Genomic DNA, 15,138 nt, shown 5'->3' with positions numbered 1-15,138 from the left:
TGATAGACTCCCCCCGACTCCATCGCCAGTGAGCTTGCATCATGCTCCATGTGTTGTTCAGCGTTTATCTGAAGATGCTGGTGCTCTACAGCCCGTTCTTCGTGTTGTCGTGCTTTATCAGCCTGACCCGTGGCTATTCGCGCAAGGAACAGCGGCGTCTGGCGTGGAAGGTCGCCCTCGCCACACTGATTTCCAGTGTGCTGCTCTATTTGTTCGGGCGGGTGATTTTCGATGTCTTCGGCATCACCGTGGACGCCTTCCGCATCGGTGCCGGCAGCGTGTTGTTTATTTCCGCGCTGGGCATGGCTCAGGGCAAACCGGCGGTGCAGGCCGATAACGTGCAGCAGGATGTGACCATCGTGCCGCTGACCATCCCGCTGACGGTCGGCCCCGGCACCATCGGCGCCTTGCTGGTAATGGGCGTCAGCCAGCCACACTGGGACGACAAGCTCACTGCAATCATGAGTATTGCGCTCGCCAGTTTTACTGTCGGAGTGGTGCTGTATCTGTCCAATCGCATCGAGCGGATTCTCGGCGATCAGGGCTTGCAGATTGTCAGCCGCTTGATGGGGTTGTTTGTTTGCGCACTGGCCGCGCAGATCATTTTTACCGGCGTGAAAGGTTATCTGGTGCCTTGAGTATTGTTGCCGCGCAACCGCCACAACGAAACGCCGCGTACGGTCACCGTTCGCGGCGTTTTGCTATGCGGAGCGACCTCAGCGCAGCGCTGCGATCACCGCTGTCAGGCTGACCGTTGCTTCTGCGCCGCGCACAGTGGCAAACGCTTCCAGCCCTTGAGCCAGCGTGAACGTGTGTGGCCGCCCGGCAATGGGCAGCATCAGTAGCAGTGGGCGTTGTCCGTCGAAATTACGCAAGATCAGACTGTGCCCGGAGTCCGGATCGGTCAGTACCACACCTTCATCGACCCGTGACATCCACCAATGCCCGCACTCGTCCAGATCCAGATCCAGCAGGCAAGGTTCTGCCGTTTCAGCATCCGAAGCCTGTCGTCCATCGACCACGATGCAGTCCAACCGCTGGAAGGACGCTTGCGCCAGCCGATAACCCGAGGTCTGCGCACCGTAAGTCAGCAGCAGCCTGGTGACGCCATCGGGCAACAATGTTTCGATCTCTGTGATGTCATCACCTACCTCAAGCACCATGACCTCGGCGTCGCGATGGGCATAACTGTCGGGCAGCCAGACGCCGTCGTTCGGGCCGGCGCTGAAAATCAGTTGGTCGACCGGGTCGAACAGCATCGGCTGCTTCGACCCGCGCGTACCGAGGAATGCCGACCACTGTCCGTCACTGCGCCCGGCCAGATCGAACAGCCGGTCAAGTTGCGGCAGGTAATACAGATAGCGTCCGGTTGCACTTGCCACTTGTATGACAGGCGCGTGGGCATGCCCGTGCAACAATGTTCGCAGGCGTGCACGTAACTGTTCATCGCTCTGCCCCGGCACATGAGACCAGCGATTTTCCACGCCTACGATCATTGCCGGCTGGTTATCCAGCAATTGCAGATGCACCCCGTCGAGGGTCTGCGCAATCAGCCCTTCACCCTGGCGCCGCACCTCAGCAAAGTCCATGACGTCCAGACCTTTTCAGGCCTGTCGAGCACCTCCGGTTTCAGCAAACGATGGTCAGCGGCAAACACTCCCCGCAGTGCTTCGATCGCCATCAGCGGCTGGCGGTAAAGTTGTCCGGCGCTGACCTCAAGCAACCAGACAGCGCTTTGATCCGGGGTCAGACCGAGCAGCGCCAGCTCCTTGCCCTGACCGATATCGGCCACAGCGACTTTGCCATCGACACACCATGCCGCCAGGAACGCCTGACCTGCCCCATCACGTAAACCGAAAACCGGGAACGGCAGCAACGCTGCGACCGTGGGCAGCGAATGCAATGCGCTCAACCAATCGGGATGTCGCTGCAGCCAACGCTGCCCGACACCGGCGAACCGGAGAATCGAAGGCTTATCGGCCTGATCGAGCCACGCCTCATCGCTTCTGTGCGCAAGGGAAGGTACCCCGTACTGAAACACAATCACGTCGTCGATCGCTGCCGCTGCCGGCACGTCGACGATATCGACCTCGAACAGACGGCCGTCGTCCTTGGTGGCGATGAAGCGCTGATTTGTCTGAGTGACCTCCACCACATCGCGCTCGATCACCACATTCTGCCAATGACCGACACGGGGTTCGATGCCGCGGCTGATCGTCCGCTCCTGCTGGCTATAGAACAGCACCGCGTTGTTTTCAGGGCTGGACGGCATCAGCATCAACAAGTCTTCGGGCCAGGACAGGTTGTGCCTGGCCTGAATGCACTTGCCCGTCGTCTTGTTCAGCCAAGCCCTGTCGCGCAGCTGCGACCCGGCATAGCCCTCGACAACAATGAACGGAGCACAGAACCAATCACTGCTGCTGGCGGCCATGTCTGACGAGACGCTCATGTCCGGGGCATCGGTTTGTCGAAGCGCTTCACGCGGCTCGAACCGATAGTCCTCGGCGGCAAAAGCGATCTGGCAAGCGGTCAGTTCTACATGCTGCCCGCTGATCCGGTACTCGACCGTGGTGGTGCCATGCAACGCTTCTGCCGTCAGCTTCTGCGTAATCCGCAGCGCTCCATCGGCTCGTTGTCGGCAGCCGATGATGGTCGAACCTGTACGCGGATTTTTCAGACGGTAGCGATGCTGGACAGTGCCGGTCAGCACATCGACCCGCCATACCGATGGATGATCGGGATGGTAGAACCACGCATGGCGGGCGTTGACGCCTGCCAGAACCACACCCTCGTTCACCTCCTGCGGCAGGTTACGCGCGAACAGCACCCGATCCCGCGCAGTGTCGTAATAGCCGGTGGTCACCACTGGCTGGCCCGGCGAATCGAACGGCACTCTGAAGTTACGCAACGGCAAATAGGCTGCGGTCAGTTGCCCGCTTGCGACCTGAGCGCGCAAATAGCGCTGCACCGGCGCCGGGATGCCGCTGGCGGTCATGTTGGCGCTACGCAGTTGAGTCGCAGCGTTGTTTTCGTAGTCGAGGACAACGGCGATCAGATGCAGGCTGCGGCCCGTCCAGTCGATCCGGAACAGCCCCTCGGCCAGCTCGATGACGCCGTCAAAACGATTCAACACGAGGCCATCGACCAGCATGTCAGGTGCGCTGTCGATGCTGTCCCGTGGTTTTGCACGAAAGCTGACCTGCTCGACCCGTGCCCAGGACGCTTGCACCGTCCAGGTCACCCGTTCCCAGCCTTGGGCTTGCTCGAAATTCACCGACAGCAGGCCCGGCACCAACCGGATGCGGTATTGCCCCTGCGGTGCGGTGATCCGGTAGGCAATCTTCTCGCGCCACTCTGGTGGCAGGTCCGGAACCACCAGTTGGCTGACCTCTGCGCTCAACTGCACCTTGATCGTCGTGACCATGAATACCGGATGCAGCTTGTAGAGGATGTGTGGCGCAAACGGCGTGCTGAACAGGTAAAACACCCGGTTACCGAGCGCGTCATATTCCAGCTGATGTGCCAGGCGGTCGTGCAACCGCGGGTAGCGGGTTGTTGAAAAGGGCACGGTTCCGGCGCTGCCGAGTTGATATTCATAGCCGTAGTAACAGATTGGCGAACAAGGCAGCACGACCATCGTGGGCAAAGTACCCCAGACGCTGCCGACAGCAGGGCGTTGAAAGGCTCTGGGGATGTTGATCGCAGCATGCCGCCTGGCAGGATCATCGTCGTATTGCGGCAATTCCAGTGCACTGCCCTTCCAGGGGTAAAACTTCTGCCCTTCGAACGCCACCCTTCTGCTGTGCAGATCCACCTCAGTAATCACTGCCAGTGCGGGGAACTGCAAGACCGCACCAACGCTTTCGTAAGACTGCTGATAAGCGTCGTGAATCTGCGAGAGGTGCTCGCCGATGGCCGCAGCCTTGTCCATGATCTGCCCGAGATTGCTGGCAATGGCGGTCACCCCGATACCGACGCCCAGTAGCGGCACGGCCAACGCTGCGGCGAACGCGCCCACCGTTCCGCCCGCCGCCAGGGCGACAATATCCAGACCCAGGGCCGCCGTATTGAACGCCAGGGACGTGGAGAATCGCGCCCGCTGCTCATGATTCTCTGCCTGCGTCAGGTTGTAGATGTCGAAGCCGATATTGGCCACGGAAAATGCCACTCCGACACCCGTGGCGGCCTGCCCGGCCAGACGTGCGGAGAACGAGGTCTGCTGCAACGCCCGCTCGGCCACTGCTAAATGGCGCACTAACTGGATGACCTGCACCGCATCGCTGGCCACACCAAAGCCCAGCTGTGCATAACTGACGTACACCTGAAGTTGCAGGGCGACGGTCAGTGTCGGCGCCGTATCGCCAGCGCGGTACTCGCGCTGGCGCATTTCACTGATCAGCGTCTGGATCGCAAAGGCGAAACTGAGTCGGCTGCCACCGTCGTGATCAGCCGTCTGACCGGGCCTGGCCGCACCGCCCTGCACGAGTCGTTCGACGTATTGCCTGATTCTCTGAAAGCGCGAATCCCGGGTGCTGACCGTCCGGGCATTTTGCGCATTGCGCAGATCCATCAGCGTAATGCTGTGGCCGCCGTCGGCGTTTTTGCTGTGGGTATCGAGCAACGGCACGTAATCACGCGCCAGGTTGTGCTCACGGCGCAAACGCTCGGTCGCCTGCTCGAACTCGCTGGCCCAGTAGCGCGCATCCAGTTGCGCCAGGCTGGTGCCCAGCCGAGCGTTTTCCCCAAGAGATCGGGTACGGGCCAGCGCTTGCTTGTGCCAGATCGAGGCTCCCTGCGGATCGGCCAGCGCAACGTTGTGCAAAAAACTGTCCACGCGCAGATCCGATGACAGCCTGCGTTCGGCGATCGCCGCAGTGTCCAGCTCAGTGACGGTGAACTGCGCCGTGGCCATCTCACCCAGACCATAAAGCTTCGCCAGCGCGTTATCGTCCGCGCTCAGATAACGCTCTACGCCACGCTGCAGTTGCGCGCCATCGGCAAATCCGTAGAGGGCGAAGTTGGGATCGTAGAAGCGATAGGCCGCGTGCTCACCGGTTCGCACTTTCGCCAGCAGCAGGGCGTGGTCGCCGGTGTCGAGCAGCAGCACCGCAGGCACGGCGCTAGCGTCCAGCGCAGCCATGATGCCGTCCAGGCGTTGCACGCCGCGAGCGCTGCCGACCTCGCCGGTGGGCAAGGCGCGCAGTTCGTCCAGCGCACTGCGCAACGCCCGCGATACAAGTTCGTCCGGACTCGCGCTGGCGCTGGCGACATGCCCGACCAACGCCCGTTCCGCCGGCTCGCCGGCTGCCACTGCGGCGCCCATCAGCAGCGCCAGCGGATAACAGCGGCGCCCCGGGTCGCCCGCGTTGTGCTGCAACAGATCCTGCGGCAACTGCTTGACCGACACCGCGCCGGCCTTGAAAAAGATGTCACGCACTTGTCCGCTGCGCTGCAGGATCTGCGTGCGAAACTCCCGCTGCGCGCTGTGCTTGATCTGGCCGATACGTTCGCCCCACTGGCGCAGCGTCAGCGGCTCGGACATGGCTTGCACCTTGAGCTCGCGGGTCGTCGATGTGGCCGTCGGCAGCTCGCGTTCAAGTCCGTTTTCGAACGCCGCCGAGCGGCGCTGGCGCACGGCTTTTTCAATCGCATCGTAGCGCGCAAAAGTGCCGTCGCGGTCGGTGGCGATGGCCAGGTCGCGCACCTGTTGCCAGGTATCGGCGAACCCGACATCGTCCACGCTCGTTGCGCCGAAAATCCCCCCGAGCACGACTCGCATCGCGGGGCTCAGTTGTTCCAGCGGCAGCGTACCGTGGGCGATCCGGCTGAACAGTTCGTTGAGATGGCTGACCGATTCCGCACCATGGGAGGTCGGCACAACCACAGGTCCTTGCGCCAGCACTTGCTGACGGGCGTCGAAGTCGATGACCACGGCTTGAGCGAAATTGACCTCCCCGCTCAACTTGTCTCGCATCGCTCGAATGAACGGCTCGCCCAGATCATCCATCAAGCGTTGCAGCACCGCGGTCACCAGCACCGGTTTGCCCTCGACAACGGGCCAGCCGCGCTCGAAGGTCAGGCTTCGATCGCTGAGCAGGTTGGACAAGCGTCCGGCATAACGAGACTTGAGCTTTCCCTCGGCCCACCGGGCGTTTTCCTTCTCCAGCCAGTCTTTTTCCGTGCCCCTGACGATCCAGCCGGAAATGGTTTCCTCTTCGGTATTGACGTTGTAGCCCTCGCGCAGACGCTGTTGCGCCAGCACCTGACGAGTGAAAAACGGATCGCAATTGGCTTCGATATATTCATGTAATCCAGCGAGTGCCGCGCCCGGGCCGGTGAGCGTTACCGTACCCGCCGCGTCATTGCGGATACCGTCCCGATAATAGGTGACAACCGCTTTAAGCAATTGGTAGGCATAAGCTTCATTCCAGCTGGTGAAGTTCGACCTGACCAACATCTCTTCAATGACTGTCGCCGCGACCGTGGTCAGGTTTTCACCGTCGGCCCAACCGGATGCCGAGTTGGCCATGCGCTTTTCAACTTCAGCGAGCACGTCGTAATTAAGCCGAATGACTTGCATGATCGACATCGTCATGCCGCTGCCCGGCTGCGCGATGAAATGAGCATTCATTTCTTCATTGATTTGCAGCCCCATGCGAAAGCCGTTCTCCGCAGCTTCGACGGCTTTTGGCGGTATGAACAGTTCAAGGACGTCCGGTTTACTGCGAGCAAAATCCTCGAGAAGTTGTTTATGTTGCTCTGGAAGACTGTCGGTCCTGTCGGGGTAATGCTGCGGATCGCGCCCCGGCATCAACTGCGGATTGTTGTTCAACAGAAGTTGCAGAACCGCGATTTTCTGCGTCTGGCTGTAATCGCTGATATCGACACCGCCCAACTTATCGAGCAGTGGCGGCAGATAATCCATGTCGGTATAACGCCCGCCTTCACGAAATTCCGCCTGCAAGCGCACCACATCGCTCGCTGCGGCGAAGTTGCCGCGCATCGACACTTCGCGGCGGTAGACGTCCGCCAACAAGTCATCGGCAAAGACGTGAGTGACATCGCGCAATTGCAGATCCGGCCCCACCATCGCCAGATGGCTGTCGAGGCAGCGCTGACGAAAATCCTGCAGCCTCGCGCGGTCCTTGCCATAAGCACGCACCATCAGATCGATGCGTGCTTCATCGGTCCGCCCCTTCCACCTCGGCTGGCTGAGGTAGTCGAACATCTGCTGTTTCAACACCCGTGCACGCTCTTCAATCATCGTCGCCAGTTGCCCGGCATGCTTGAGGGCTGCACCACCGGATGCCATCGCATCAGCCCTGGCGCTGTCGAGAATGATCCGGTTCATCTCGAAAGCCAGTAACGCATCGCTGTCGTACCAGAGATTGAAGCGGTAACCCTGCGCCGCCATCACCTGGCGCCAGATATTCATGTAATCGCGCTGATTGACACCGACTTCGCTGCCGCCAACCCAGACGAAATGGATGACTTTCGGCACCGGCCGGGTCGGCCCCGACAACATTTCCACGGTCGTCAAAAGCCGTGACAGATAACGTTGCAGCCCTCGCGCAATGTCATCGACAGCCACCGGAACAGGGGTTTTATTGCGTTTCAACAACGCTGCAAGTTGCTCTTGAAACAGGCTCGCCAGGGTCAAGAACGACACCGGGTCGGTCGTTTGACCGGCTTGCTGGTAATAGTCGTTCAGCGCTTGATATTGGGGGGTGGCAGAAAGCTCCCGCAATGCTTTTGAAAGTACGGAATACTCTTGCGCAGAAATGAATGCTCGCCCGAACGAGTAATCGTTTTTTAAAGCCATCACACACTCCTTGTTTATTTAATGGCCCATTGACGCGCGCACTCTTGCGCCGCTGCAGAGCGGTAAATTGATTGAACGACACTCGACAAGTGCTATGAACACAGCACCCTAGTGGGCGAATACGCGCCACACAAACAACAAGGAATACAAAGCTTGTCCCCGGCAATATCTGATAACACCGAAGCACTATGCTGTAACGGCTGCGAAATAATTAGCGGACCGGCGCGACCGTCGGACAAAAAAAATGGCCCTGCCCTGTGGGGCATGACCATTGTTTATTGCTGGTGGAAAACAATTGAAACTTCGATCGGACTTACAACCGCTCAAACTTTCCCAAAGCTGAATATTGAATGAGCGGAGGGTTTTTCAGGACAGCGGTTTTTCACCATACCAACGCGGCGTGTAAACCCACTCACCGCCTCCGGCACGGGCGAAGGTGCAGGTGGTCGAAGAACCGATCAGCACCATGGTGCGCATGTCCACCTGTTCCGGTGTCAATGCGCCCAGGGTCGTGGTGCGCAGCGTCTGCCCCGGCCGGCCGATGTCCCGACCGAGCACCACCGGTGTTTCAGGCGAGCGGTGCTGCGCAACAATCTCCAGCGCCCGGCCCAGTTGCCACGGGCGCGCCCGGGAAATCGGATTGTAGAACGCCAGGGCCAGATCCGCTTGGGCGGCCAGATCCAGACGTTTCTCGATGATCGCCCAGGGCTTGAGGTTATCCGACAGGGACATCACGCAGAAGTCGTGGCCCAGCGGCGCACCGGCCTGAGCCGCAGTGGCCAGCGAGGCGGAGACGCCGGGGAGGATTTCCAGATCAACGCTGTGCCACGCCGGATCGTCCGATTCGTGCAGGGCTTCGAGCACCGCAGCGGCCATGGCGAATACGCCCGGGTCGCCCGAGGAAACCACGATCACCGAGCGGCCTGCGGCGGCGAGCCTGAAGGCATGGCGGGCACGCTGCATTTCTTCACGATTGTCGGTGCAGTGCTGCACCTGATCGTCGCGGAACGGGCCAGCCATGCGCACGTAGGTTTCGTAGCCCAGCACATCGGTGGCGCGGGCCAGTTCGGTTTTCACCGCTGGCACCATCAGTTCGGCGGCGCCGGGGCCAAGACCAATGACCGCCAGGCGACCGCGCGGGCGGCCGATCTGCGCGACGTCCAGGGGTTGCTCGGCAATCGCGATCGCCAGATGTTCTGCGCTGATCACCTTCGCCGCTGGCACTGCCACGCGGGCCAAAGTCTGAAGATCGCTTTGTGCTGCCACAAAGCGCAGTGGCACGCCCAACTCGAGCGCAGCTTCGCGCAAACTCGATGAGGCCATTTCAGCGTCTGCTGCCACCAGACACGCCAGTGCCGGCACGGCGACGCTGGCCTGTTGCAACGCAGCGCGAACGGCGTTCGGCAGATCTGCCACGTCAGCGCTCACTGCCACCGCCACGCTGCGCGGGTAAATCAGTAATTCATCGGCGCTGGCCACCCGCTGCACACTGCTCACATGAATCGACCGCTGCGCCTGCGGATCCTGCGGCAACTGCGCCTGATCGAGCCATGGCGCCGCGCCTTCGATGCGCACGCTGTGCCCGGCGAGCAGGTCGGAAACGAAGCGTTTGCCCGATTCCAGATCCGCCAGTGCATAGCCGCTTGGCGGATTGAGCAGGCAGGTACCAAAGCGCAATTCGCCGCTGGTGGTGATCGCCGGCGCCACTTGCAACGCCGCCGCGATCTCCCGGGCCATGACGTTGACCCCGCCGAGGCCACCGAGCAACGGCACCACCGCGCTGCCGTCTTCGGCCACCGCCAGCACCGCTGGTTCGGCGCCTTTCTCCAGCAACAGCGGCGCCAAGGTGCGAATGACAATCCCCGCCGCGCACAGGGCAATGATCGGCGTGTCCTGTTGATACAACGCGCGCAGGGTCGCGCCGAATTCCTGATAGCTGCTGTCGGCGCCTTCAACCCGTCCGGCAAGGCCATGGATTTGCGCCGCCGGGTAGACCTGCTGAATGCGCCGCGCCGTCGCGAGGCTGCCCTGGCCGAGAATGACGATGGCGGGAGTCGCTTGGCTCATCAACCTTGCCACCGTTCGCCCGGGACGATGATCAGCGAGAAGTACGGCGAGGACATCGGCTCGACCTGATCCATCGGCACGATCTTCTGGTTGGCCATGGTCGCGCGCTCGACATACAACGCACGCTCGGCGAGGCCGAGTTCTTCCAGCACCTGACGGACCTTGGGAAAGTTGCGCCCCAGTTTCATGATCACCGCCGCATCGGCATCGGCCAGACGCCGTTTTAGTTCTTCGTGGGGCAGCACGCCGGAAAGCACCGACAGGCTCTGATTGCGATACACCAGCGGCGCGCCGAGCACCGAAGCGCCGCCGAGCATCGAGCACACGCCGGGCACGACTTCGGCCTCGTAACGGCTGGCGAGACGATCATGCAAATACATGTAGGAGCCGTAGAAGAACGGGTCGCCTTCGCAGATCACCGCTACGTCGCGGCCGGCGTCCAGATGCTCGGCGACCGCCACAGCGGCTTCGTCGTAGAAATCACTGATCACCTGCTCATACGACAGCGGCGCCGGCAACGCCTCGGTGGTCACCGGATAGACCAGCGGCAGCAGGTTCTGCGCCTCGACCAGATGCGCCTCGATGATGCCGAACGCATTGCCCTTCTTGCCCTTGGCCACGAAATACGCGACCACCGGCGATTCGCGCAGCAGGCGCAAGGCTTTGACAGTGATCAGTTCCGGATCACCGGGGCCGACACCGAGGCCGATCAGACGTCCTTTGGCCTGCATCATTCGATCTCCGTGGCGAGGGCATTGACGGCGGCGGCGGCCATGGCACTGCCGCCCAGCCGGCCTTGCATGATCACGAACGGCACGCCGCGACTGTCGGCCGCCAGCGCCGCTTTCGATTCGGCAGCGCCGACGAAGCCAACCGGGAAGCCAAGGATCAGTGCCGGTTTTGGCGCGCCGGCGTCGAGCATTTCCAGCAAGTAGAACAGCGCGGTCGGTGCGTTGCCGATCACCACCACACTGCCTTCGAGGTGCGGGCGCCACAGCTCCAGCGCGGCGGCCGAGCGGGTGTTGCCCAACTCGCGGGCGAGCTCCGGCACGCTGTCGTCGCGCAAAGTGCAGATCACTTGGTTATTGGCCGGCAGGCGCGTGCGGGTCACGCCTTCGGAGACCATCCGCGCGTCGCAGAGAATCGGCGCACCGGCCGCCAGAGCATCGCGCCCGGCCTTGCCCGCGCCCTCGGAGAATTGCAGACCGTCGATGGCCTCGACCATGCCGCAGGCGTGGATCACTCGCACCGCAAGTTTTTCCAGATCGGCGGGAATGCGCGCCAGATTGGCCTCGCGGCGAATGATCGCGAAGGAGTTGCGATAGATCTCCTGACCGTCGCGGATGTAATCAAGCATCAAGGGGGCTCCGGGAGCGGGCGTCGAGCAAAGTCGCGGCCGCTTCAATAGTAAGGTTGCAGGCGTGCAGCGTGCCGAATCCGGGCTGTGCTGCATCGCGAAAATAGAGGTCGTAATGACCGGGGGCAACGGCCAGCAGCGTCGCTGGCGCGCAGTGGGCGGCGGCGCAGGAGCGCGAGCAACCCGACAGGTGCACGCTGAGGCCTGCGGGCAGCAGAGGTGCAAGTTGCCGGGCATCCTGTTTGGTGTCGGCAAGGCCTTTGCCGCAGCCATCGGCGCCGGTGCAGGCGATCAGGCGAGCCAGTGGCTCGGCCTCGGTCGTCAACAGGCCCAACGCCCGCAACTGCTCAAGCACGTTGTCGGTATCAGTGGCTTTCACGTTCGGCAGCAGCAGGCTCTGCCACGGCGTGAAGCGCAGACTGCCATCGCCAAATTGACGGGCCAGTTGTGCCGCGCCCCGCAGCATCGCCGGATCAAGTCGGCCCAGTGGCGGCACCGCGCCGACGTAGCAGAGACCTTGCGTGTTTTGCTGATGAGCGCCGATGTGCAGCGCGTCTGCCGACGTCGGGCGCTGCCAATTGCTGATCGCCTTGAGCGATACGCGCTCGCGCAACGACTCAAGGAACGCGAGCCTGGGCAACTCGTCGAGCAGATGGCGCATCCGTGTTTGCTCTGGCTGGGCCAGGTCGAGGAACAACTCGAGCGCGGCGACCACCAGCGCGTGAGCGTTGTCCAGGCTCACAGCGCCGAGCGGGCGATCGGTCGGGCAACCGGCCAGACCGAATGCCCAGAGGATTTCCCCGTCACGTTCGAACGCCGACAGCCACAGATCATGCGGATGTTCGAGCATCGCCAGCGCTTCGCCGCCATCGAGTTGCACGGCGAACTTGGCGCTCAACTTATGGAAACGTGGATGGCATTGCAGCGTGTCGAGGATTTGCCCGGCGAGCGGGCGTGTATCGATACGCATCTGCCGATCGACTCCGGCGGCCGGGCTGAGCATCAGATTGCGCACATCGTCGCCGGCAGCGTTCTTTGGCCCGAGGCCAGCGGCCAGCAAGCGCTCGATCAGCGCCGCCGATTGCGCACCGATACCACGAATCTGCAGGTTGCCGCGATTGGTCGCTTCGATCGCACCGCTCGCAAACGCTTCGGCGGCAGCGGCCACCGCATCGGCCTGATCGGCACTGATCGAACCGCCATCAAGCTTGATCCGGCAGATACCGCCGTCCAGTGCCTGGACGATACGCAGCAACCCCGGGCAGGCCGAGGGGCGTAAGGCAGTGGACATCGGGCGTTCGTTCAAGGGGCTGACCGGTTGTGTGGCAGAAGCGCTTCGCGGGCGAAGGCGCAGTATTATGCCTGCTTTGCCCACCGGTATGAAAAGTCTGCCCTCTGTCTCGACCGGTGGGGCAGGCAGGCGTCAGTTGTTGCCTCTGCCGCGCTCAGGTCAGGGCGATAATCTGCTTTTCGCGCCGCTCACCCAATAACGCAATAATCCTGGCTCTCGAGAAACAGTAATCATCGGCATCTATAAGAGCCTTGTAGCAATCAACAGCAACGTTGCCCACTATCTGCTCGGCATTGAAGCGTCGCTCAAGCACATTGCCCGGAACAGGCTCTTTGACGGCAAACGAAATGACGACCATCGTAATTGTTGATCCCTTGGATACGCTGCCAAGCATGAAGCGAATCGACTTGCCCTCTTGCAGAGTATTTCGCTGAAGCAACTCAAGGGCCGCACCGTTGCTCTCCAGTTGCGAGGTCAGATTGGCAATTACCTGTTGGTTCAAAACTGCCGGCGCCCAACCTTGCAAGAGTTCTTGAGCCAACTCCAGCAGAGTAAAAGTATCGGGCGTAGTGACCGGCGCGCTGATAACCGGATCGTCGAAAAACAAAGCACCGGTGACTTTCAAAGCCGTTTTATTGGCGTCATTCCATGCCTCGTATTCAACAGCACCGGGAACTTTATGCGAGGCGACCGTTTGTGAATAAAGCAGCGCATCGAGACTGTCGTTAATGTCAGATGCCGACAGCTCTTTACTCACCAGCACTAATGCCCCTGCGCATACGAAAACCTTCGAAATCGCGAACATTTGCATCTCCCACAAAAAAACCAGAGGCTTGCGCCTCTGGCATTAATCACTTTCAGACCGATTGGCCAAATTCGTAGCTGAGCGCTTTCTCACGCTGCTCAGTCAGAGCCTTGACAATCAACGGTTCAACCATTGCATAGTCTTCCTCATCCATATACATAGTGGCGCCAGCGTTATAAATCTCCACAGCAGATGTTGCCCATTCTACAAACAGTACTTTGGTAGGTTGAGCCGAAGCCAGATATTGCACAGCGGCGATTGCCAGGGTGATACCACCCTCATCATCCTGCGAAGCCGCACTCATGCAAAAGTTGCCACCTTCGGCTTTCTTCGAGTTGTTCTCGAACAGCGTCAGGGCCTGTGGTTCATTTTTCAGTGCATCCATGGTCGCATCTGCCACAGAGGACAATACTTTAAGGGCTGCCTGGCCCTGTCCTACTGCTGCACCAACAGCGGTATGCAGAACAGACAGGACAACATTATCCATGGTCAATTTTTGCGAAGTAGCGGTATATCGATTATAAGGCTGGCTGAAAGCAAACCAGCCAGCCAGTTTCATCAATCGCATAAACTCGTTATAGCGCTGTTCCTTTTGGTTGGACGCCGGATATTTGAGCAAGGCAACCAGATCGGCATACATGTAGGTGTTTTTAACGATTCGCTTGCTGCGTTTGGACATGCTTGCATCAAAGCCTGCAATACCCGAGCCCATGATTGCAGCATTCAGTTCATCTTTATCAATCGGCAAGCTACTGCCAACACTTGCCGAACGCGAGCGCAGCACTGGCTGCGCAGCGATAAACTCATTGGTTTGTGCAATCAAACTAAACCGCTCAACAGCGGAGATTACATCTTTATTCAGCTCAGTCATAAATGAATTCCTTTCATGATTAAAACACCGACTTGGTGTGGAAAACAAACTAACCACAGCACCGGAGTTAATCAAATCGAAAATCCATGCATTTAATTTCAGACCGTCATACAAACCATCAAACAAAGCTGTACAACTAATATCAAGCGCCCCGAGCCAACTCAATTTCACGCGTGCGCATATCAAGCACTGCAGCAGCCAACTGAAGCCGATTTTCATTTATCGCGGCAGACCTGATCAAAAAGCGCCTGGAGCGGATATCAAGCTCCGAACCCGTATGCTGAATAGTCCAGAACAAATAGGTAGAGGACCACTTCGCATCAAGCAAGCGAACATTACTGACGACAATCTCCAACTCCCTATTGAAATTGTACTGAGCAGGAGAAAAACGAAAATCGCTCCATTCCCGAGCGCTGCCTCTAAATACGTCTATGGCGTCCGAATGTGTCTCAAGCATATGGAACGCTTCCTTCATTAGCGCGACTTTCTCCCGACTTAGTTGTTGCGACAAGGATCGCGCCCAGACGTCCAGCGCATTGCCGGTAAAGTTCTTGTCAACATGGATTACCGGAGCTTGCTCCAGGCTCCAGCCGACAGACCAAAGCACCCCGGAATAATATTCGAACCAAGCAGCTGGCTCACTGTTTCTGTTATGACGCAAATCGGCTCTGTATTCTGCCCAGCGCATACTGTCTTTGACGAATCGTTTGTCTTCCGCAGTCAACCCGGAAAAGTAGGACAACAGATTATTCCCCATCACCGTCGCACTGCCTTGGTCGGGCAGTGCTGAGATACTGTTCAAAACATCGCTCATTTCAATTATCCATTCGATTATTCAATTTACTAAAAAAGTACCTTCCGGATAGCCACAAGCACTTCCAGCGGAACGCCAATTCAATACTTGCGAAGAACTCGAAAAATCACA

Annotated in this window: 10 protein-coding genes; 1 reads left to right on the top strand and 9 read right to left on the bottom strand. The window is 59.8% G+C overall.

Annotation, left to right across the window (positions count from 1 at the left end):
- Window positions 1-41 precede the first annotated feature (41 nt).
- A complete protein-coding gene (locus AB4O45_RS16360; RefSeq protein ID WP_016771870.1) occupies window positions 42-638 on the top strand; it encodes a MarC family protein in 597 nt (198 codons plus the stop codon).
- A gap of 78 nt (window positions 639-716) precedes the next feature.
- Here the strand turns inward: AB4O45_RS16360 and AB4O45_RS16355 are convergent, their stop codons facing one another.
- From AB4O45_RS16355 to AB4O45_RS16315, 9 genes are all read right to left on the bottom strand, one after another.
- Complete coding sequence (locus AB4O45_RS16355) at window positions 717-1,589, bottom strand: hypothetical protein (protein WP_460160306.1); 873 nt, start codon at window positions 1,587-1,589, stop codon at window positions 717-719.
- The gene (locus AB4O45_RS16350) at window positions 1,550-7,822 is read right to left on the bottom strand and encodes a TcdA/TcdB pore-forming domain-containing protein (RefSeq protein WP_460160305.1); all 6,273 of its coding nucleotides are present in this window, start codon (window positions 7,820-7,822) and stop codon (window positions 1,550-1,552) included. The genes AB4O45_RS16355 and AB4O45_RS16350 overlap by 40 nt, the downstream gene beginning before the upstream one ends.
- Window positions 7,823-8,188: 366 nt before the next feature.
- On the bottom strand, window positions 8,189-9,889 hold the full coding sequence (gene cobJ / locus AB4O45_RS16345; protein ID WP_460142672.1) for a precorrin-3B C(17)-methyltransferase: 1,701 nt from the start codon (window positions 9,887-9,889) through the stop codon (window positions 8,189-8,191).
- The gene (locus AB4O45_RS16340; RefSeq protein ID WP_370695113.1) at window positions 9,889-10,623 is read right to left on the bottom strand and encodes a precorrin-2 C(20)-methyltransferase; all 735 of its coding nucleotides are present in this window, start codon (window positions 10,621-10,623) and stop codon (window positions 9,889-9,891) included. Before AB4O45_RS16340 ends, cobJ begins: the two co-directional genes overlap by 1 nt.
- Window positions 10,620-11,246, bottom strand: coding sequence for a precorrin-8X methylmutase (locus tag AB4O45_RS16335; protein ID WP_056787678.1), 627 nt, complete (start codon window positions 11,244-11,246; stop codon window positions 10,620-10,622). The genes AB4O45_RS16340 and AB4O45_RS16335 overlap by 4 nt, the downstream gene beginning before the upstream one ends.
- Window positions 11,239-12,537 carry a precorrin-3B synthase gene (cobG, locus tag AB4O45_RS16330; protein ID WP_460160304.1) on the bottom strand — a complete coding sequence of 433 codons (1,299 nt, stop codon included), beginning with the start codon at window positions 12,535-12,537 and terminating at the stop codon, window positions 11,239-11,241. Before cobG ends, AB4O45_RS16335 begins: the two co-directional genes overlap by 8 nt.
- A gap of 154 nt (window positions 12,538-12,691) precedes the next feature.
- A complete protein-coding gene (locus AB4O45_RS16325) occupies window positions 12,692-13,342 on the bottom strand; it encodes a hypothetical protein (RefSeq protein WP_460059859.1) in 651 nt (216 codons plus the stop codon).
- A gap of 52 nt (window positions 13,343-13,394) precedes the next feature.
- Window positions 13,395-14,432, bottom strand: a complete 1,038-nt coding sequence (locus AB4O45_RS16320) for a hypothetical protein (protein WP_460059858.1) — start codon at window positions 14,430-14,432, stop codon at window positions 13,395-13,397.
- On the bottom strand, window positions 14,356-15,027 hold the full coding sequence (locus AB4O45_RS16315; RefSeq protein ID WP_150638214.1) for a hypothetical protein: 672 nt from the start codon (window positions 15,025-15,027) through the stop codon (window positions 14,356-14,358). The genes AB4O45_RS16320 and AB4O45_RS16315 overlap by 77 nt, the downstream gene beginning before the upstream one ends.
- Window positions 15,028-15,138: the final 111 nt, after the last annotated feature.

Source organism: Pseudomonas sp. S2_B10, assembly GCF_054668425.1.
Note: the sequence above shows the minus strand (reverse complement) of the source record. Positions and strands in the feature narration are given on the sequence as shown.